Consider the following 19,424-nt stretch of genomic DNA (forward strand, 5'->3'; position numbering starts at 1 on the left):
GCGGTGCGGAACCGCACCAGGGGGCCGGCGAGCGGCACGGCGGTCCGGGCGCGCGGTCACCGGCCGCTCCGCCACACTGAGCCGGTGTTGCTGACCATCACCACGACCCGGAACCCCGCCACCGACCTGGGCTTCCTCCTGCACAAGCATCCGGAGAAGGCGCAGTCGGTCGAGCTGTCCGCCGGTACCGCGCACGTCTTCTACCCGGAAGCGGCGCCGGACCGCTGCACCGCGGCCCTGTTCGTGGAGATCGACCCGATCGAGCTCGTGCGCGGGGGTGGGACGTCGCTGACCCAGTACGTCAACGACCGGCCGTACGCCGGGGGCTCGTACCTCGCGGTCGCGCTGCGGGCCGCGTTCACGACGGCGCTCGCGGGCCGGTGCGCGGCGCGGCCGGAACTGGTCGACGAGCCCTTCGACCTGGCGATCCACGTGCCGTCGCTGTCCGCGCGGGGCGGGGCCGAGGTCGTGCACAAGCTGTTCGAGCCGCTCGGCTGGCGCGTTTCGGCGACGCCGATCCCGCTCGACCCCCAGTTCCCGCAGTGGGGCGACAGTCGCTATGTCGACTTGCGGCTCACCGGCACCCAGCGGGTCGCCGACGCGCTGCGCCACCTTTACGTCCTCCTGCCCGCCCTCGACGGCGACAAGCACTACTGGGTCGGCCAGGACGAGGCCGACAAGCTGCTGCGCGCCGGTGAGGGCTGGCTCGCCGGGCACCCCGAACGGACGCTCATCGCGAACCGCTACCTGGAGCGGCGCCGGCCGGTCGTCACGTATGCGCTTTCGCGGCTGGCCGAGGCGGACGACGTCCCGGCGGAGGCCGAAGCGCTGGTCACCGAGGTGCCGGACAAGCCGGAGAGCCTCGCGTCGCAGCGCCACGGCAGCGTGCTCGCCGCACTGCGGGCCGCGGGCGCCCGGCGCGTGCTGGATCTCGGGTGCGGCTCCGGCGCGCTGCTGCGCGTCCTCGAAAAGGAGCGGTCGTTCACCGAAATCGTCGGCGTCGACGTGTCGAGCAGTGCGTTGACCATCGCGGAGAAGCGGCTGAAGGACGGCTCCCGCGTCACGCTCCGCCAGTCCGCGCTGACCTACGCCGACCCGGCGCTGGCCGGGTTCGACGCCGCTGTGCTCATGGAGGTCGTCGAGCACGTCGACGAGGAGCGGCTGCCGGCCCTGGAACACGCGGTGTTCGGGGTCGCGGCGCCGCGCACAGTGCTCGTCACGACGCCCAACGCGGAGTACAACCGGCTGTTCGAGTTCCTGCCGATGGGGCATTTCCGGCACGCCGACCACCGGTTCGAATGGACCCGAGCCGAGTTCCGCGCCTGGGCGGACGGTGTCGCGACCCGACACGGCTACGACGTCCGGTACCTGCCGATCGGACCGGAGGACCAGGAATCGGGACCGCCGACCCAACTGGCGGTCTTCACCACCCAAAAGGAGGTGGCCGCGTGAAGCTGACCGTTCCCGACATGGCGCTCGTCGTGCTCGTCGGCGCTTCCGGCTCCGGCAAGTCCACGTTCGCGCGCACGCACTTCGCGCCGACCCAGGTGCTCTCCAGCGACTTCTTCCGCGGGCTCGTCGCCGACGACGAGAACGACCAGTCGGCCTCGGCCGACGCCTTCGACGCACTGCACTACGTCGCGGCGAAGCGGCTCGCGGCCGGCCGGACGACCGTCATCGACGCGACGAACGTCCAGCGCGCTTCGCGGGCGAGCCTGGTGAAGCTCGCGAAGGAGCACGACGTGCTGCCGACGGCGATCGTGCTCGACCTACCGGTGGCCGTCTGCGCCGCCCGCAACGCGTCGCGCGCCGACCGTGAATTCGGTGACCACGTGATCCGGCGGCAGCGCGGTGAGCTGCAGCGGTCGCTGAAGTCGCTGGAGCGCGAGGGTTTCCGGCGCGTGCACGTGCTGCGCTCCGAAGCCGAAGTGGCCGAAGCCGAGATCGTCGTCGAGCCGCTGCGCAACGACAAGCGTGCATTGACCGGGCCGTTCGACGTGATCGGCGACGTCCACGGCTGCGCGGCCGAGCTCGAGGAACTGCTGACCGAGCTGGGGTACGTCGACGGCGTGCACCCGGACGGGCGGACGGCGGTGTTCGTCGGCGACCTCGTCGACCGCGGCCCGGACACCCCGGGCGTGCTGCGCCGCGTGATGGCGATGGCGGAGACCGGCAGCGCGCTGGTCGTGTGCGGCAACCACGAGCAGAAGCTGGTGCGCGCCTTGCACGGGCGGAAGGTCAACGTCGCGCACGGGCTCGCCGAGTCGCTGGAGCAGCTCGGCGCGGAGAGCGAGGAGTTCCGCCGTCGCGTCCACGAGTTCTGCGACGGGCTGATCGCGCACTACGTCCTCGACGGCGGGAAGCTCGTCGTCGCGCACGCCGGGCTGCCGGAGCGGTACCACGGGCGCGCGTCCGGGCGGGTGCGCAGCATGGCGCTCTACGGCGACACGACCGGCGAAACCGACGAGTACGGCCTCCCGGTGCGGCTGCCGTGGGCGCGTGACTACCGCGGGTCGGCGATGGTCCTGTACGGGCACACGCCGACGCTGGAACCGGAGTGGGTCAACAACACGATGTGCCTCGACACCGGCGTCGTGTTCGGCGGGAAGCTGACCGCGCTGCGCTACCCGGAGCGCGAAGTCGTCTCGGTGAAGGCGCACCGGGTCTGGTACGAGCCGGTTCGCCCGCTGGACGCGGCGCGGCCGCTGGCCGGGCGCGAGCCGGCGGTGCTGGAGCTGACCGACGTCACCGGGAAGCGGATCGTGCAGACCGCGCACCACGGCCGGGTCGGCGTCTCGGCGGAGCAGTCGGCGGCGGCGCTGGAGGTGATGAGCCGGTTCGCGGTCGACCCGCGTTGGCTGGCCTACCTGCCGCCGACGATGGCGCCGTGTTCGACGTCGTCGCGCTCCGATTACCTGGAGCACCCGGAGGAGGCGTTCGCCGAGTACCGGGCGGCCGGGGTCGGCGCCGTGCTGTGCGAAGAGAAGCACATGGGCTCCCGAGCCGTCGTGCTGGTCTGCCGGGACGACGAAGTGGCGTACCGCCGCTTCGGGATCCGCGGCGGCGGGGCGGTGTACACGCGGACCGGGCGCCCGTTCTTCTCGGCCGCGCAGAACGAGGCGCTCCTGGCCGACGTGCGCGCGGCGGCGGCCGGGCTGTTCGAGCAGCTGGACTCGGGCTGGTTGCTGCTCGACGCCGAGCTGCTGCCGTGGAGCGCGAAGGCCGGTTCGCTGATCGCGGATCAGTACGCGTCGGTGGGCGCGGCCGCCCAGGCCGTGCTGCCGGAAGCGGTTTCGGTGCTGGCGACGGCGGTCGCGCGGGGCATCGACGTCGGCGACCTCTTGGCACGAACGGCTTCGCGATCCTCCACAGTGGACTCCTACCGGGCGGCGTACCGGCGTTATTGCTGGCCGACGTCGGGCCTGGACGGCGTCCGGCTGGCGCCGTTCCAGCTGCTGGCGTCCGAGGGGAAGGCCTACCACGACCGGCCGCACGCCTGGCACCTCGCGCAGCTGGATCTTTTGCAGGGATCGCGGTTCCAGCGGACCCGGACGCTCGAGGTGGACCTGCTGGACGACGCGTCGGTCGCCCGGGGCGTCTCGTGGTGGGAAGAACTGACGGCCGCCGGCGGCGAGGGCATGGTCGTCAAGCCGGCGGCGAACCTGACCCGCGGGACGCACGGGCTGGTCCAGCCCGGGGTGAAGGTGCGCGGGCGCGAGTACCTGCGGATCATCTACGGCCCGGACTACACGCTGCCGGAGAACCTGGAGCGGTTGCGCAAGCGCGGGCTGAACCGCAAGCGCATGCTGGCGCTGCGCGAGTACGCCCTGGGCCTGGAAGCCCTGGAGCGCGTCGCGCGCGGTGAGCCGCTCTGGCGCGTGCACGAGTGCGTGTTCGCGGTGCTCGCGCTGGAGTCGGACCCGGTGGACCCGCGGCTCTGAGACGCCGAGCCGCCGAGCCGAAATGCAGTGAATGACTCATTCCTGGCGTCTGGCGCCAGGAATGAGTCATTCACTGCATCCGGATCAGTCGGACTTGGCCGGGGAGGCGCCGTTGGGCTGCTGCTTCTCCGGCTCAGCCGGAGCCGCGGCCTCGGCCGGCGGCTCGTCGGCCGAGGCTTCCTCCGCGGGCGGGTCGTCGAAGCTCGCCGGGACGCGCTTGAGGTGCTTGGTCATCGAGCGGACCAGGAAGGCCACCGCGATGAGGAACAGGATCAGCACCAGGAAGCCGACCGGGGAGGACTTGCCGAAGTCCTCCCCCTGCCCGCCGTTGTCGCCGTTGCCCGGCTGCTGCGTCAAGACCAGGGCCGACGCGGTCACCGGAAGGGCCACGCCGGCCGGCAGCGTCAGACTCATGTGTTCACCTTCTCCTCGGCGCCGGCGATGCCGGCGAACAGGTCGTCCTCCGGCAACGTGCTGTCGACCAGCGACTTCACCAGCTCGTACTCCTCGGTCGGCCAGACCTCGCGCTGCATCTCCCGCGGCACGGCGAACCAGCGGCTGGTCGGGTCGATCTGCGTGGCGTGCGCCTTCAGCGCCTCGTCCCGCACCTCGAAGTATTCACTGCACTCGACGCGGGTCGTCACCCGCTCCATCACATCGCCCCGGTTCGGGTCCCAGTTCGCCAGCCACTCGGTGTACGGCGACTCCAGGCCGGCCTCCTTGAGCGCCTCGTCGAACAGCACCATCCGGGCGCGCGAGAAGCCGTGCATGTAGTACAGCTTCAGCGGCTGCCACGGCTCGCCGGCGTCGGGGAAGCGGCTCGGGTCCGGCGCCGCGTCCCACGCCGCCATCGACACCTCGTGGGTGCGGATGTGGTCGGGGTGCGGGTAGCCGCCGTTTTCGTCGTAGGTCGTGATCACGTGCGGGCGGAACTCCCGGATCACGCGCACCAGCGCCTCGGTGGACTCCTCCAGCGGCACGACCGCGAACGAGCCCTCCGGCACCGGCGGCAGCGGGTCGCCCTCCGGCAGGCCGGAGTCGACGAAGCCCAGCCAGTGCTGGCTCACGCCGAGGATCTTGGCCGCCCGGGCCATCTCCTCCCGGCGGATTTCCCTCATGTTCGCCAGCACCTCGGGCCGGTCCATGGCCGGGTTCAGGATGCTGCCTGCTTCGCCCCCGGTGCACGTGACGACCAGCACCTCGTGACCTTCGGCGGCGTAGCGCGCCATCGTGGCGGCACCCTTGCTGGACTCGTCGTCCGGGTGCGCGTGCACCGCCATCAGGCGCAGGCGCGGGTTGGCGGTGTTCCTCAGCTCGTCGGCGTCCACCATGCTCCGAACGACTCCCCTTCTGCCCTTATTCCGCGACCCACCTGCGGGTCGCCCACCCAGCGGGCGGATACTCGAGACGTACCCGCGTCACCATTGTCCCCACGGGTACGACAAGAACGAGCAGGAGGCCCGGGTTGGCAGGCGGACCGGCGGAAACGGCCGTCGGCGGCAGTGCGCCCGCGCTGCCCGAAGGCCGGTACGGCACCGGGCGCGCGCAGACGTCCCGGCGCTGGCGGCGGTGGCACTTCCTGGCCATCGCCCTGCTGGTCAGCGGCCTGATCGCCTGGGTCGCGTACGTCAACCTCGGCTCGGCGCCGATCGACGCCGAGCGCGTCGCGTTCAGCGCGAAACCGGGCAACGCGATGGAAATCACCCTCAACGTCACCCGGGACGACGACAGCAGGCCGGGCGTGTGCGTCGTCCGCGCCCGCGACAAGACCGGCGCCGAGAGCGGCCGCAAAGAGCTCCTGATCCCCGCCGGCGCGAAGCACAACCGGATCACCACGACGATCAAGAGCATCGGGGAACCGGTGACCGCCGACGTCTTCGGGTGCTCGTACGCCATACCACGGTATCTGTCAACCCCATAGCGGCCAACGGGGTGAACCGCGCGCTCAACGCCCAGGGTGCGGGGAAATAACGGGCGTCGACCTCTCGCGCCGTGATACTCTGACCCCTCAGCACGGTCCGCGACGGGCCGTGTTTTTCCTTTATCTCAGCCACGCGGGCACCTAGGCCCGCGTGGGCCGGCTTGAACACGCAAGCCTGGCAGGCCCGACGAGGAGATGGTGACCGTGAGCGACACCAAGGTGACCTGGCTCACCCAGGATGCCTACGACCGGCTCAAGCACGAGCTCGACGAAATGATCGAGAATCGTCCGGTCATCGCCGCGCGCATCAACGACAGCCGTGAAGAAGGTGACCTCAAGGAAAACGGCGGTTACCACGCGGCTCGCGAGGAGCAGGGCCAGGCCGAAGCGCGCATCCGGCACCTGCAGGAGCTGCTGCGCTCGGCCAAGGTCGGCGAGAAGCCCGCGAACGACGGCACCGCCGGCCCCGGCAAGGTGCTCACCGTGCGGTACGAGGGTGACGACGAGGACGAGAAGTTCCTGCTCGCCACCCGCGAAGAGGGCGCCGAGGGCGAACTCGACGTGTATTCCCCGGAATCGCCGCTGGGCAAGGCGCTGCTCGGCGCCAAGGAGGGCGAGTCCCGCGAATACGAACTGCCCAACGGCAAGGTCCAGAAGGTGACGCTCGTCAAGGCGGTTCCGTACACCGACGCCGGATAACGCGGCTAGCGTGTCCTCCCGGGATTCACATTCTGGGAGGACAAAGCTGTGAGCACGGAACCGATGTGCCAGGCCTGCGGCATGCAGTACGCCGTGGCCCGTGAGGACTGCCCGATCTGCGAGGACGAACGCCAGTACGTCCCGCGGTCCGGGCAACAGTGGACGAACCTGTCCGCCCTCCGCGAAAGCGGCACCTACACCCCGCGGATCGAGGAACAGGGCCCCGGCATCGTCGGTGTCGGCTCGAACCCGGGGTTCGCGATCGGCCAGCGCGCCCTGCTGGTGCGGGCCGGTTCGGGGAACTTCCTCTGGGACTGCGCGGCGTACCTGGACGACGCCCTGATCCAGCAGGTGCGCGACCTGGGCGGCATCACCGGCATCGCGATCAGCCACCCGCACTACTACACGACGATGGTGGAGTGGGCGCACGCGTTCGACGTGCCGATCCACCTGCACGAAGGCGACCAGCAGTGGATCGGCCGGCCCGACCCGGCGGTGCGGCTGTGGTCGGGCACCACCCTCGACGTCGCCGACGACCTGCGGCTGATCAACCTCGGCGTGCACTTCACCGGCGGCACGGTGCTGCACTGGCCGGACGGCGAAGACGGCCGGGGCGCGCTGCTGTCCGGCGACATCGTGCAGGTGATCCCCGACCGCACGCACGTCGGCTTCATGTACAGCTACCCGAACCTGATCCCGGAGCGGCCCCACGTCGTCCGCCGCGCGGCGGAGCTGCTGGCGGGGTACCGCTTCGAGGCGATCTACGGCGCCTGGTGGGACGCGGTCGTGCGGACCGACGGCTTCGAGGTCGTCCAGCGCTCGGCCAAGCGGTACCTGGCCCACGTGGCCAACGAGGGCTGACCGCAACGCAGTGAATGACTCATTCCTGGCGTCAGACGACAGGAATGAGTCATTCACTGCGTCCGGGCCGTGCGTTCCAGCAGCGGGCGGACCCGCGGCGGCACCGGCGTGGACAGCGCGATCGACGTCGACGTGCGCAGGACGTCGGGGACGCCGACCACCTTGTCGATCACCCGCTGCAGGTCGTCGTTGCCGCGCGCGACCATGCGGACGAACAGGTCGCCCTGGCCGGTCGTCGCGTGGACCTCGCACACCTCGTCGATCGCGGCGAGGGCCTCCGCGACCTCGGCGCGACGGCCCTGCGCGATCTCCAGCACGGCGAACGCCGTCAGGCCGTAGCCCATCGCCGCCAGGTCGAGCTCCGGCGGGAAGCCGCCGAGGATGCCGCGCTCGGTGAGACGGTCGAGGCGGGCCTGGACCGTGCCGCGGGCGACGCCGAGCCGCCGCGCGGACTCCAGCACCCCCAGGCGCGGGGAGTCGGTGAGCAACAGCAGCAGTCGCGCATCCAGCGCATCCAGGTTCTCCGGCATGCACAGATTGTCCATGATGACGGCCGATCTCCCATGATCACCGGTCATCTTGCCCAGTAAAATCCGAGTCCATTGCTCAACTTGCCTCGCTGGGTTGATCCTTCGGGTATGACCCAGACTGCCGAACCCCAGGGTGCCCTCGACGACGTCAGCTATGACCAGCTGCGTCAGCTGGTCGGGCTCGTCGACCACGACGCCTCGACCGACCCGTTCCCGGTCAAGGCCATGGACGCGGTGGTGTTCATCGCCGGCAACGCCACCCAGACCGCCTGGTACTACCAGATCGCGTTCGGGATGCAGCTCGTCGCGTACTCGGGACCCGAGACCGGCGACTACGAGCGCAAGTCCTACGTGCTGAAGTCCGGCTCGGCCCGGTTCGTCATCAGCGGCGGGGTGAAGCCGGACTCGCCGCTGCTGGACCACCACCGCAAGCACGGTGACGGCGTCATCGACCTGGCGCTGGAGACCACCGACGTCGACAAGTGCATCGAGCACGCCCGCGCGCAGGGCGCGACCGTCCTCGAGGAGCCGCACGACGTGTCCGACGAGCACGGCACCGTGCGCGTCGCCGCGATCGCGACCTACGGCGAGACCCGCCACTCGCTGGTCGACCGGTCGCGCTACAAGGGCGTCTACCTGCCCGGCTACGAGCCGCGCGAGAGCACGATCAAGCGGCCCGAAGGTGCGCCGAAGCGGCTGTTCCAGGCCGTCGACCACTGCGTCGGCAACGTCGAGCTCGGGAAGATGGACTACTGGGTCGACTGGTACCACCGCGTCATGGGCTTCGTGAACATGGCGGAGTTCGTCGGCGACGACATCGCGACCGAGTACTCGGCGCTGATGAGCAAGGTCGTCTCGAACGGCAACCACCGGGTCAAGTTCCCGCTGAACGAGCCGGCCGTGGCGAAGAAGAAGTCGCAGATCGACGAGTACCTCGAGTTCTACGGCGGCGCCGGCTGCCAGCACATCGCGCTGGCCACCAACGACATCATCGCCACGGTGACGGCGATGCGCGCCGCCGGCGTCGAGTTCCTCGACACCCCGGACTCCTACTACGACGACCCGGAGCTGCGGGCCCGGATCGGCAACGTCCGCGTCTCGATCGAGACGCTCAAGGAGCACAGCATCCTGGTCGACCGCGACGAGGACGGCTACCTGCTGCAGATCTTCACGAAGCCGATCGGCGACCGCCCGACCGTGTTCTACGAGCTGATCGAGCGGCACGGCTCGCTCGGCTTCGGCAAGGGGAACTTCAAGGCGCTGTTCGAAGCGATCGAGCGTGAGCAGGAGCGCCGAGGCAATCTTTAACGCCGAGGCGCCATCAGGCACAGTCGCGGCAACCTCTGACGGATAACACTGCGAAGGCCACCGTAGGAGACCTCCGGGTCCCCTATGGTGGCTTTCTGCGTGTTTCGGGAACCGGCGGGACCCGGGATCCGTCAGTGTGGGGAAGCGAGAGAAGGGGCCGTGATGCCGGACAGCATCGACGCCAGCGACGCGATGATCGACAACTGGACCAAGCGGCTCGAGGAGAACGCCGCCCGGTACCAGGCGCTGGCCGATCGCATGCAGGGCCAGTCGGTCACCGAGCGGTCGAAGGACGGGTCCGTGCAGGTGACCGTCGATTCCCGCGGGTTGCTGAAGAACCTCGTGATCGCGGAGTCGGCGGCCGGCAAGCGGATGGCCGAGGTGTCGGCGCAGGTCATGCAGCTGGTGCAGCGGGCGCAGGCGCGGATCCCCGAGCTGCTGCAGCAGGCCATGACCGAGACCACCGGCACCGGCGACCAGGCCGCGGTGGAGATCGTCCGCGAGGCGCAGAGCACGTTCCCCGCACCGCCGCCCGAGGCCGAACCGGCGTTCCCGGAACCCGACCGCGTCCGCCGGTTCCTGCCGGACGACACCGAGGAGCCGCCGCCCGCAGCTCCGCGCACTCCGCCGCCGCCACCCCGCCGTCGCCGCCCGGGTGGCGACGAGGACGACGACGACTTCGGCGGACCGATCCTTTCCTGAGGGGGAACCGATGACGGATGTGGAACTCAGCACCGACCTGACGGCGCACGCGAAGCAGCTCGACGCCATCGGTGACGGGCTGCAGCAGGCCGTCGACGCGGCGAACCAGGTGAGCATGCCGACCGACGCGTACGGCATCCTCTGCCAGCCGTTCCGGATGCTGCTCGACCCGGTGGAGCAGTACGGGATCGACGCGCTCAAGGACGCCGTGCAGGCGATGACGGCCGTGTCCGGCAAGGTCCGCGAGGCCGCGGCGGCCTACCACAAGTACGAAGGCGGCGTCGCCGACGACTTGAACAAGTCCGTGGACGGTGCCTGATGCCGGAGGGGAACCCGCTCGTCGCCGACGCCAAGAAGGACCCGGACGGGCCGGGCGCGTTCACGGCGGGCAACGGCGACTACGGCTGGGCGGGCGGCATCGGCATCGCCGAGTCGTCGATGGACGCGTTCAACGGGATCAAGGACGGCGACTGGGTTTCCGGCGGCCTCGGCATGCTGTCGCTGGCCGGCGAGATCGCCGGGGCGGCGATCGACCCGTTCGGGTACCTGATGTCGTCGGTGGCGTCGTTCCTGATGGAACACGTGCAGCCGTTGAAGGACATGCTGGACTCCGTCGCGGGCAACCCGCCGGTGATCCAGTCCTATGCGGACACCTGGGGCAACGTCTCGAAGGCGCTCGGCGAGCGGAAGACCGACTTCGACAACGCGGTCAAGAACGGCACGACGGGCTGGACCGGCGCGGGCGCGGACGCGTACCGCAAGTTCGCGGCCGAGCACAGCGAAGCCCTGTCCGGCGCGGCGACGGTGGCCGGCGCGATCAGCACGGTCACGATGATCATGGGCCAGGTCGTCTCGTTCGTGCGCGAGACGGTGCGGCAGCTGATCGCCGACCTGGTCGGCAAGCTCATCGCGTGGGTGATGGAGGAGGTCTTCTCCCTCGGTTTCGGCACCCCGGTCGTCGTCGCGCAGGCGTCGGCCGCCATTGCCAAGTGGGGCAAGAAGATCGGCGAGCTGCTCAAGAAGCTGACCGACACGATCCGGAAAGTTTCGCCGCTGCTGTCGAAGCTGGTGGACATCTTCGAGAAGATCGCCAAGGTCTTCGGCAAGGTGCTGGGCAAGGTCAGCGGCCTGGACGGGCTGAAGGTCAAGGAAGGCGGCTTCGTCCACAAGATCCCCAAGGGCGAGGGGGGCGGAGTCCACGCCCGCGCGCACGGCGACTCGCCCGACGGCGGTGACGGTCACGCGGATCCGGATTCGCCGGACGGTTCCTCGTCGCGTGGAGCCGACGGAGACGGTTCACGGTCCTCCGGAGCCGATGGCGACGGCACGGCACACGGCGGCGACCCGGACGGCAGCCCGTCGGCGGCCCGCGCCGGTGAGAGCGGTCCCTCCGCCCGGTCGGGTGACTCGTCCCGAACCGGGGACACACACGCGGGCGACGGGACTTCTTCGCACCCAGGCGACTCGAGCCCGTCGCCCACTCGCGGAGGCGACGACACCCCCTCACACACCGGAGATTCCGGTTCCTCGCCCACCCGCGGAAGCGACAGCACGCGCTCACACACCGGCGACTCGAGCCCGTCGCCCACCCGCGGAAGCGACGACACCCCATCCCACACCGGAGACACCAGCCCATCCCCGACCCGCGGAAGCGACAGCACCCCTTCCCACACCGGAGACTCCGGTTCTTCGCCCACCCGCGGAAGCGACAGCACCCCTTCCCACACCGGAGACACCAGCCCGTCGCCCACCCGCGGAAGCGACAACACGCCCTCCCACGCCGGAGACAACAGCCCATCCCCGGCCCGCGGCGCGGACACCACCCCGGCACCCACCCACGGCGGCGACGGCACCCCTTCGCACACCGGAGACTCCGGCCCCTCCCCGGCCCGTGGCGCGGACACTTCTCCCGCGCCGGCCCGCGGGGGCGACACCAGCCCGGCACCCACGCACTCCGGCTCGCCGGACCATGCCGACGGGAGCGGTCCCGCGCGCTCCGGCTCTTCGCCCGCCGCCCGGTCGGATGCGCCCGGGACGCACTCCGGCGCCGACACCTCGAGCAGTGCCGCGCTGCCGCGAGCCGATGGCACCTCGGCCAGCGGTACCGCTCCCGTCGCGCCTCGGACCGGTGACCCGGGCACCCAGGTGCCGTCGCCCCGAGGTGGCGACGGCACGCCCGCGCCGGGCGGCCAGCCGATGCCGAGCGGCGGTATGCCGCCCGGCGGCGGGCCCGGTGGCACTTCCGGTGGCGGTGGTCCCGGCGGCGGGTCGCCGCGCACCGGCGGCGGCCCGGGCTGGACGGGCACGCCCGGCAGCCCCGGCGCGCACGTCGACGCCCCCGCCCGGCCCCGCACCAGCGGTGACCTGCCCGGAGGGCGCCCCGCGCCACGCACGCCCGACGCTCCCGCACCGGCCGCCCGGCCCGGCGGCCCCGGCACGCACGGCCCCGGCACTCCCGCACCGGCCGCCCGCGGCTTCGGCCCCGGCACACACGGCCCTGACGCTTCCTCGCCGGGCGCCCGGCCCGGCACGCACGGTCCTGGCACTGCCCCGCCAGGCGCCCGCCCCGGCGGCCCGCACGGTCCCGACGGCGGCCCTCCCGGCCACGGTCCCCACGAAGGGGGCCCGCACGAGAACGGTCCCCACGACCCCGACGGCGGCCTGCACGCCGGCGACTCCGGGCCGCTCACCCCGGACGAGGTCAACGCGCGGCACGCCGAGAGCACGCCGTCGGGTAGCTCGTACCACGCGGGCGACCCGGAGATGGGCGACCTGCCGCACCGCGTGCACCCCGACCCGGACGGGCGCTACACCGTCGACGTGCACGTCACGCCGGACGGCCACGCCCGGATCGGCGACCGGCTGTACACGCCGGAGGAGTTCGCGGACATCCTGCGCCGCAACGCCGACTACGACGGCCGCCCGGTCCGGCTGATCGGGTGCGACGCGAGCTCGAACGACTTCGCGCACCGGCTGTCGCGCGAGCTCGACACCGAAGTGCTGGCCCCCACCAGGCCCGCGTGGACCGACTCGCACGGCCGCGTCTTCTCCTCGGACTACGAGATCGGCCCCGACGGGCGCATGCGGCCGCGGATCCCGCCGGACGGCGAGTGGAACACCCACCGCCCGGACGGCTCCGTGCACCGGGCCGGGGACGACGGCTTCGCGCCGGACACCCACCACGGGGACGCGCACGACGTCGACGCCGACAGCGCGCTCAGCCGGGGCAAAGAACACCCCGACATGCACGACATCGAGGGCGGCTGGCACGAACCGCGGTACGAGCACCACCAGGACCTGGTGCTCGGGCGGAACGAGCGGTTCTTCGACCCGGCGAACCCGCGGCACCTCGAACCGAACACGCGGTACGAGATCACCGGCGAAAACGGGCGTTTCACCCGCGTCTACACCAACGGGGACGAGCCACCGCGGATCACGCACGTCGACGCCGACGTGCCGAACACCCGCGTCGGCCCCGACGTGGACCCGAACAAGCTGGTCGGCAACCCCGATTCCTCGCACCTGCTCGGCGACGTCCAGTACCGGGTCAACACCGGCGAGGGCCACTTCGAGTTCCGGACGGACGCGCACGGGCAGCCGGAGCTCGACCTCGACCACTTCGACCCGCCCGTCGACACGCCGGAGCGGCCGATCACCGAACGCCGGATCACCGGGTACGACCCGAGCCACGACGGCGACGGTCCCTTCGGGGCCACGCCGCCGGAGGACCTCCGGCCCAACAGCCGGTACGAGATCTACTCGAGGGCGCCCGACGGCACCGACCAGTGGCACGGCACCTTCTACACCAACGGGGAGAACCCGCCGGAGTTCACGCACATCAAGACCTGGCACGACAACGAACGCGGCATGATCAACCCGGAGACGGGTGACGCGAACACCCGGCACGACCAGCACGGGGGCCGTCCCGAGGGCATGCCGGTGCGCGGGGTCAAGTACGAAATCGGCGACATGCAGTACCACTCCGACGCGCACGGCAACGCGGCCGTTTCGTGGAGGCCCGACTACTCCAGTCCGGCGGAGCGGCGGGTGGACCTGCGGGTGCAGCGCGACCTCGGGCACGCCGGCCTGGAGGACTACCCCGGCAGCAGCGTCAACCGCGGCGGGCACACGGCCGACCAGCGGACCGGTGGTCTCCAAGGACGTCTCGGCATGGTGCCGCAGGACTACTACCAGAACCACAGCGTGAAGAACGACAAGGACAACTGGCGGCAGATGGAGATCGACCGCCAGACGTTCCAGAACCGCGGCGGACAGCACGGTCTGGTCCGGGTCTACGCGGACGCACCGTCGGTCGGGGAGACCCCCGACCGCCTGCACGTGATGTCCGAGAGAATCCACCCCGACGGCACCCGCACCTACAACTACAGGAGTTTCCGCAATGCCCCGAACCCAGCCCCCGTGGTACCCCCCACCCGGACCTGACCTGCGGGACGCGGAACCGGGGCAGGTGGTCCGCTGGATCGCGGGCTGGCTGATGGACGCCGCGCCGGAAGGCTGGCGGCGGATCGACATGACCGTCCGGCTGACCACGTCGGTCGAGGAGATCTCGCTGGCGGTCGTCATGCCGGACGGGAGCGCCGCGCGCGTGGAACCGCCACCCGACGTCAGCCCGCTGCTGCACGAGCTGCGGAACAAGAAGTACTCGCCCGGGCGCGGGACCTGGCTCTCCCTGCGGATGACGGTCGAACCAGGCGGGGCGTACCAGGTCACCTACAACTACGACCTCGACCCGTTGTGGGACCCGCCGGTCGAAGCCGACATCTACGAAGAGGACTTCGAGGTCTTCCACCGCGACGACGAGTGGCTGCCCGCCTGGTACCTGGAGAGCAAGGGCGAGAGCGGCGGCCGGAAGGCCGCCGAGGAACCGAACGACCTGCTGCGCGACCTCAACGACCACCTGGCGTTCGCGCTGCCGGCGGGCTGGGACTACTTGCAGCTGCAATACCGCGCGGTCGGCGACCACGAAGAGTCCGGCGCGATCGTGCACACGATCACCGAGACGGTGTACCCGTGGACGCCGCCGGAGCAGGTGCTCGACCTGCTGCGCCGCCACCGCGCCGCCTCGCTGTCCGACGGCCGGGGCACGTGGGTGAGCGTGAAGTACGAGGTCAAGTTCCCCGATTCGGTCAAGGCGCAGTTCAACACGACCGAGGACCCGGGCTTCCAGCAGCCGCCGCCCGCCGAGGCGTACGCCGAGGAGCTGCGGCGCTATCCCCGCTCCGAGCGGCGCACGCCGGACTGGCTGCGCCAAGGCGCCGAAGGGGCCTGACCATGACGCAGCCACCGGGACCGCTGCGGCCGGAGCAGCAGCAGGAGCTCGTCCGGCAGATCGGCGCGGTGCTGGCCGCCCAGCTGCCGCCGGGGTGGGGGCAGCTGCGGGTCGAATACCGCGCCGCGGGCCGCCACGTCGAGGCCGACCTGCTGGTGACCGGCCCGGACGGGCGGCCCCGCGTGCTGCAGCCGCCGCCGGAGGTGGTGCGGCTGCTCGGCGTGCTGCGGTCGGGCATGTACCGGCCCGGCGCCGGTACCTGGCTCGGCGCGATCCTGGTCTTCGAGCCCGGACTGGAGTCCCCCCACGTCGACTTCGTGCGGCCCGACCTCGAACCGCCGTTCCGGCAGCAGCCGCCGCCGCTGGGGTTCCAGGACGAGCTGCGGTTCTTCCCGCGAGCCGACGAACACATCCCGGGCTGGCTGCGCGACCGTGCCGGGCTGACCCCGCCGGCGGCCGGGGGTGCGGTGCGGACCCCGCGGATCTACGACGGTCTCGACGCGTCGGGCAAGCCGCTCGTGCGCCGTCAGCAGCTGGTCCCGGCGGAGGCCGAGCGGGTGCTCGCGTACCTCGACGCGGCGCCGGTCATCCTGGCCTCGCGCAGCAACGGCCCGGACGCGTTCGCGCCGGACCGCCCGGACGCGGTGCCGATGAACTTCCGCACCGACGGCGCTTGGGCCTGGCCCGGCGCGGTGGCGTACTACCTGCGGGAGCACGGCGTGCCGCCGGACCCGGACCTGGTCGCCCACATCCGGGCCCGCCGCTTCACCGCGCCTTCGGAGGTCTCCGAGCCCGCCAAGGACCTCGCGCTGGCGGCGATCACCGGGGAAGATCAGACAACCGTGTAGCCCGCGTTCGTCAGCGCGACCTCGACTTCCTTGCAGTGCTCGGGGCCGCGGGTCTCCAGCGAAAGCGCGACGTCGGCCTCACCGAGGTCCAGGCTGCCGGAGATGCGCGAGTGCTCGACGTCGAGGACGTTCGCGCCCAGTTCGCTGACGCAGGACAGCACGCCGACCAGCGAGCCGGGGCGGTCCGGGACCCGCAGCCTCAGGTGCAGGTAGCGGCCGCCCGCCGTCATGCCGTGCTGGATGATCTGCAGCAGCAGCACCGGGTCGACGTTGCCGCCGGAGAGGATGGCCACCACCGGGGGCTCGAACACGCCGGGGTGCTGCAGCAGCGCGGCGACCGTCGCCGCGCCGGCCGGCTCGACCACCAGCTTCCGCCGCTCCAGGCACAGCAGCACGGCGCGGGAGAGGAACTGCTCGGACACCGTCACGACGTCGTCGACCAGCGACTCGACGTGGGCGAAGCTGACCAGGCCGGGTTCGCCGACCGCGATCCCGTCGGCCATGGTCGAGGTCGTGCTCAGCCGCACCGGCGCGCCCGCGGCCAGCGACGGCGGGTACGCCGCGGCTTCCTCGGCCTGGACGCCGACGACGCGGACGTCCGGGCGCAGCGCCTTCACCGCCGACGCGACCCCGCCGACCAGCCCGCCGCCGCCGGTGGCGACCAGGATGGTCTTCACGCCCGGTACCTGCTCGAGGATCTCGAGGCCGACCGTGCCCTGGCCGGCGATGACGTCCGGGTGGTCGAAGGGGTGGATGAACACCGCCCCGGTCCGCTCGCCGAACTCGATCGCGGCCCGGAGCGTCTCTTCCAGGAGCGCGCCGTGCAGGTGGACGTCGGCGCCGTAGCCGCGGGTGGCGGCGAGCTTCGGCAGCGGGGCCCGCAGCGGCATGAAGACGGTCGACTTGGCGCCGAGCAGCGACGACGCCAGCGCGACGCCCTGCGCGTGGTTGCCGGCGCTGGCGGCGACGACGCCCCGCTCGCGTTCGGCCTCGGTCAGGCCGTGGATGCGGGTGTAGGCGCCGCGGATCTTGAACGACCCGGTCCGCTGCAGGTTTTCGCACTTCAGGTGCACTGGCCCGCCGTGGAGCCGGCGCAGGTCGCGCGCGTGCTCCATCGGTGTCACCCGGGTCACTCCGTTGAGGAGCTCCCGGGCGGCCTGGATCCGCTCGAGGGTGACGAGTTCCATGGGCCGGACTATGCCACTCAGGAACTCCACAGGTTGATCGGACCGTGAGCCGGGTACCCTGGGTCGCGTCAACAGGCGGTAAACAAGGAGCAACCATGGCATCGGGCAACGACGCGAACACGGCCCGACGGGCTCGCGCCACCCGCTCCGCCGGCTTGCTCCCGCTGGTGATCGGGCTGGCCTCGGCCGCCGCGCTGACGGGCGCCGCGTACATCACCGTGGACAACGCCTCGTGCGGCTCCCCGGCCCAGTACATCCGCCACGACAGCCACGTCGAGCTGGTCGGCGGCTGCGTCGACGGCGCGAAGCTGCCGGCCACCGGCACGTCGTCGCCCGGCGGTGTCGTGCACGGCAACTACAACCCCTGACCTGGCGGGTTACCTCCGTGTTCCCCGGGAACACGGAAGTGCCTTCTTCCGCCGGGTGCGCCGGTCCCCGATGATCATCGGGTGACCACCGTTTACGAGCCGGGCCGCGGTCCCGGACCCGCCAAGCCCACCGAAGAAGCGTCGAGCCGGCTGCTGGCCGCCCACAGCCTGGGCGCACTGGCGACCGTCAACCGCGGCGGCTTCCCGCACCTGTCCACGGTCGCCTACGCCTGGGATCCGGACGAGCGCGTGGTGCGGATCGGGTCCACGGCGGGGCGCGCGAAGGTCCGCCAGCTCGCGCGTGACCCGCACGCTTCGCTGCACGTCAGCAGCGACGACCACCTGGCCTTCGCCGTCGCCGAAGGGCTGGCCGAGGTGTCACCGGTCAGTGCGGTGCCCGGGGACGAGACCGGCCGGGAGCTGCTCGCGATGCAGGCGCCGTTCAGCGACCCCGGCGACGAGGCCGCGTTCCTGCGGAACATGGTCGAGGACCGCCGCGTGGTCATCCGGCTCCGGGTGGACCGGCTCTACGGCGGCGGCCTCGACGTGAGTTGACCTGGGCGCACTCAGCCCAGGGCGGCCAGCAGGTCGTCGACCAGGTCGCGGCCGTCCTCGATGCCGACCGAGAGGCGCAGCAGGTCGGCCGGGACCTGGAGGGTCGAACCCGCGGTGCTCGCGTGGGTCATCTTGCCCGGGTGCTCGATCAGCGACTCGATGCCGCCGAGCGACTCGGCGAGGATGAACAGCTTCGTGCGCGAAGCCACCTCCAGCGCGGCCTGCTCGCCGTCCACGTGGCTGAAGGACACCATCCCGCCGAAGCGGCGCATCTGCTTCGCCGCCGTCTCGTGGCCCGGGTGCTCCGGCAGGCCCGGGTAGTAGACCTTCGCCACCTTCGGGTGCTTGACCAGGGCCTGGACGATCTTCTCGGCGTTGTCGCTGTGCCGCTCCATGCGGAGGGCGAGGGTCTTGATGCCGCGCAGCGTCAGCCAGGCGTCGAACGGCCCCGGCACCGCGCCCGCGGCGTTGCGCAGGTAGAAGAACTGCTCGCGCAGCTCGTCCTCGTTCGTGATGATCGCGCCGCCGACGACGTCGGAGTGGCCGCCGAGGTACTTGGTCGTCGAGTGCAGCACGATGTCCGCACCCAGCGACAGCGGGTTCTGCAGGTACGGCGTCGCGAAGGTGTTGTCGACCACCAGGCGGGCACCGGCGTCGTGCGCGACCCCGGCCAGCGCCGCGATGTCCGCGATGCCCAGCATCGGGTTGGTCGGCGACTCGCACCAGATCAGCTTCGTCTCGGGCCGGATCGCGGCGCGCACCTCGTCGAGGTTCGCGAGGTCGGCGACGGTGTGCTCGACGCCCCACAGGCTGAGCACCTTGTCGATCAGGCGGAACGTGCCACCGTAGGCGTCGTTGCCGAGCACGAGGTGGTCACCGGGACGGAGGGTACTGCGCAGCACCACGTCGGAGGCGGCCATGCCGGACGCGAAGGCCAGCGCGTGCCGGCCGCCTTCCAGCGAGGCCAGCGCCTCCTCCAGTGCCGACCGGGTCGGGTTCGCGGTGCGCGAGTACTCGTAGTCGCCCTCGCGGGTCCCGCCCACGCCGTCCTGCGCGTAGGTCGAGGTCTGGTAGATCGGCACGATCACCGCGCCGGTGCGCGGATCGGGCTTCTGACCGGCGTGGATCGCGCGTGTCTCGAAGCCCAGTACGGAGTAGTCGTCCACCATCGGTTCAGCGTACGGGGAGGCGCTGACATTCCCGTCAGGTGGGAT

18 protein-coding genes are annotated in these 19,424 nt (G+C 71.4%); 13 read left to right on the top strand and 5 right to left on the bottom strand.

The genetic code is table 11. The annotated features are described in order from the left end of the window. Positions 1-84: 84 nt before the first annotated feature. Positions 85-1,452, top strand: a complete 1,368-nt coding sequence (locus AB0F52_RS00315; RefSeq protein ID WP_360164551.1) for a 3' terminal RNA ribose 2'-O-methyltransferase Hen1 — start codon at positions 85-87, stop codon at positions 1,450-1,452. After that, positions 1,449-3,941, top strand: a complete 2,493-nt coding sequence (locus tag AB0F52_RS00320) for a polynucleotide kinase-phosphatase (protein ID WP_360162909.1) — start codon at positions 1,449-1,451, stop codon at positions 3,939-3,941. Before AB0F52_RS00315 ends, AB0F52_RS00320 begins: the two co-directional genes overlap by 4 nt. Positions 3,942-4,025: 84 nt before the next feature. Here the strand turns inward: AB0F52_RS00320 and AB0F52_RS00325 are convergent, their stop codons facing one another. Then, positions 4,026-4,355 (bottom strand): hypothetical protein, encoded by a 330-nt coding sequence (locus AB0F52_RS00325; protein WP_360162912.1) that lies wholly within the window; start codon positions 4,353-4,355, stop codon positions 4,026-4,028. Continuing rightward, the gene (gene mca / locus AB0F52_RS00330) at positions 4,352-5,272 is read right to left on the bottom strand and encodes a mycothiol conjugate amidase Mca (RefSeq protein ID WP_103337027.1); all 921 of its coding nucleotides are present in this window, start codon (positions 5,270-5,272) and stop codon (positions 4,352-4,354) included. Before mca ends, AB0F52_RS00325 begins: the two co-directional genes overlap by 4 nt. Before the next feature lie 134 nt (positions 5,273-5,406). On the opposite strand from mca, the gene AB0F52_RS00335 reads away from it, so the two are divergent. The 3 genes from AB0F52_RS00335 (at position 5,407) to AB0F52_RS00345 (ending at position 7,422) form a co-directional block, all read left to right on the top strand. Further along, the gene (locus AB0F52_RS00335) at positions 5,407-5,862 is read left to right on the top strand and encodes a DUF4307 domain-containing protein (RefSeq protein WP_360162916.1); all 456 of its coding nucleotides are present in this window, start codon (positions 5,407-5,409) and stop codon (positions 5,860-5,862) included. A gap of 195 nt (positions 5,863-6,057) precedes the next feature. Beyond that, positions 6,058-6,561, top strand: a complete 504-nt coding sequence (greA, locus tag AB0F52_RS00340) for a transcription elongation factor GreA (protein WP_360162919.1) — start codon at positions 6,058-6,060, stop codon at positions 6,559-6,561. Between the two features lie 48 nt (positions 6,562-6,609). Then, the gene (locus AB0F52_RS00345) at positions 6,610-7,422 is read left to right on the top strand and encodes an MBL fold metallo-hydrolase (protein ID WP_360162922.1); all 813 of its coding nucleotides are present in this window, start codon (positions 6,610-6,612) and stop codon (positions 7,420-7,422) included. Between the two features lie 53 nt (positions 7,423-7,475). Here AB0F52_RS00345 and AB0F52_RS00350 read toward each other — a convergent pair whose 3' ends face one another. Continuing rightward, positions 7,476-7,952, bottom strand: coding sequence for an Lrp/AsnC family transcriptional regulator (locus tag AB0F52_RS00350; RefSeq protein ID WP_360162925.1), 477 nt, complete (start codon positions 7,950-7,952; stop codon positions 7,476-7,478). Positions 7,953-8,060: 108 nt separating this feature from the next. Between AB0F52_RS00350 and hppD the strand changes: the two genes are divergently transcribed. The 6 genes from hppD to AB0F52_RS00380 all read left to right on the top strand — a co-directional run bounded on the left by hppD (position 8,061) and on the right by AB0F52_RS00380 (position 16,100). Next, positions 8,061-9,260, top strand: coding sequence for a 4-hydroxyphenylpyruvate dioxygenase (hppD, locus tag AB0F52_RS00355; RefSeq protein WP_360162928.1), 1,200 nt, complete (start codon positions 8,061-8,063; stop codon positions 9,258-9,260). A gap of 162 nt (positions 9,261-9,422) precedes the next feature. Continuing rightward, a complete protein-coding gene (locus AB0F52_RS00360) occupies positions 9,423-9,962 on the top strand; it encodes a YbaB/EbfC family nucleoid-associated protein (RefSeq protein ID WP_285986180.1) in 540 nt (179 codons plus the stop codon). Between the two features lie 10 nt (positions 9,963-9,972). Beyond that, positions 9,973-10,281, top strand: coding sequence for a type VII secretion target (locus AB0F52_RS00365; protein WP_103337020.1), 309 nt, complete (start codon positions 9,973-9,975; stop codon positions 10,279-10,281). Beyond that, positions 10,281-14,405, top strand: a complete 4,125-nt coding sequence (locus AB0F52_RS00370; RefSeq protein WP_360162933.1) for a hypothetical protein — start codon at positions 10,281-10,283, stop codon at positions 14,403-14,405. The genes AB0F52_RS00365 and AB0F52_RS00370 overlap by 1 nt, the downstream gene beginning before the upstream one ends. Further along, a complete protein-coding gene (locus tag AB0F52_RS00375) occupies positions 14,362-15,252 on the top strand; it encodes a hypothetical protein (protein ID WP_360162936.1) in 891 nt (296 codons plus the stop codon). Before AB0F52_RS00370 ends, AB0F52_RS00375 begins: the two co-directional genes overlap by 44 nt. A 2-nt stretch (positions 15,253-15,254) precedes the next feature. After that, positions 15,255-16,100: a ferredoxin gene (locus AB0F52_RS00380; protein WP_360162939.1), complete on the top strand. Its 846-nt coding sequence runs from the start codon at positions 15,255-15,257 to the stop codon at positions 16,098-16,100. Here AB0F52_RS00380 and ilvA read toward each other — a convergent pair. Beyond that, entirely contained in the window at positions 16,085-17,287 is a 1,203-nt protein-coding gene (gene ilvA, locus AB0F52_RS00385; RefSeq protein ID WP_360162942.1) for a threonine ammonia-lyase, read from the bottom strand. The genes AB0F52_RS00380 and ilvA overlap by 16 nt on opposite strands. 95 nt (positions 17,288-17,382) lie before the next feature. Here ilvA and AB0F52_RS00390 point away from each other — a divergent pair, with 95 nt between their 5' ends. Next, positions 17,383-17,655, top strand: coding sequence for a hypothetical protein (locus AB0F52_RS00390; RefSeq protein WP_103337016.1), 273 nt, complete (start codon positions 17,383-17,385; stop codon positions 17,653-17,655). Between the two features lie 81 nt (positions 17,656-17,736). Beyond that, positions 17,737-18,210: a TIGR03618 family F420-dependent PPOX class oxidoreductase gene (locus AB0F52_RS00395; protein WP_360162946.1), complete on the top strand. Its 474-nt coding sequence runs from the start codon at positions 17,737-17,739 to the stop codon at positions 18,208-18,210. Between the two features lie 11 nt (positions 18,211-18,221). On the opposite strand, the gene AB0F52_RS00400 is transcribed toward AB0F52_RS00395, so the two are convergent. Next, positions 18,222-19,379 carry a cystathionine gamma-synthase gene (locus AB0F52_RS00400; protein ID WP_360162949.1) on the bottom strand — a complete coding sequence of 386 codons (1,158 nt, stop codon included), beginning with the start codon at positions 19,377-19,379 and terminating at the stop codon, positions 18,222-18,224. Between the last annotated feature and the right edge of the window lie 45 nt (positions 19,380-19,424).

The sequence above is a fragment of the Amycolatopsis sp. NPDC024027 genome (genome assembly GCF_040638975.1).
In the GTDB taxonomy this organism is placed as follows: domain Bacteria; phylum Actinomycetota; class Actinomycetes; order Mycobacteriales; family Pseudonocardiaceae; genus Amycolatopsis.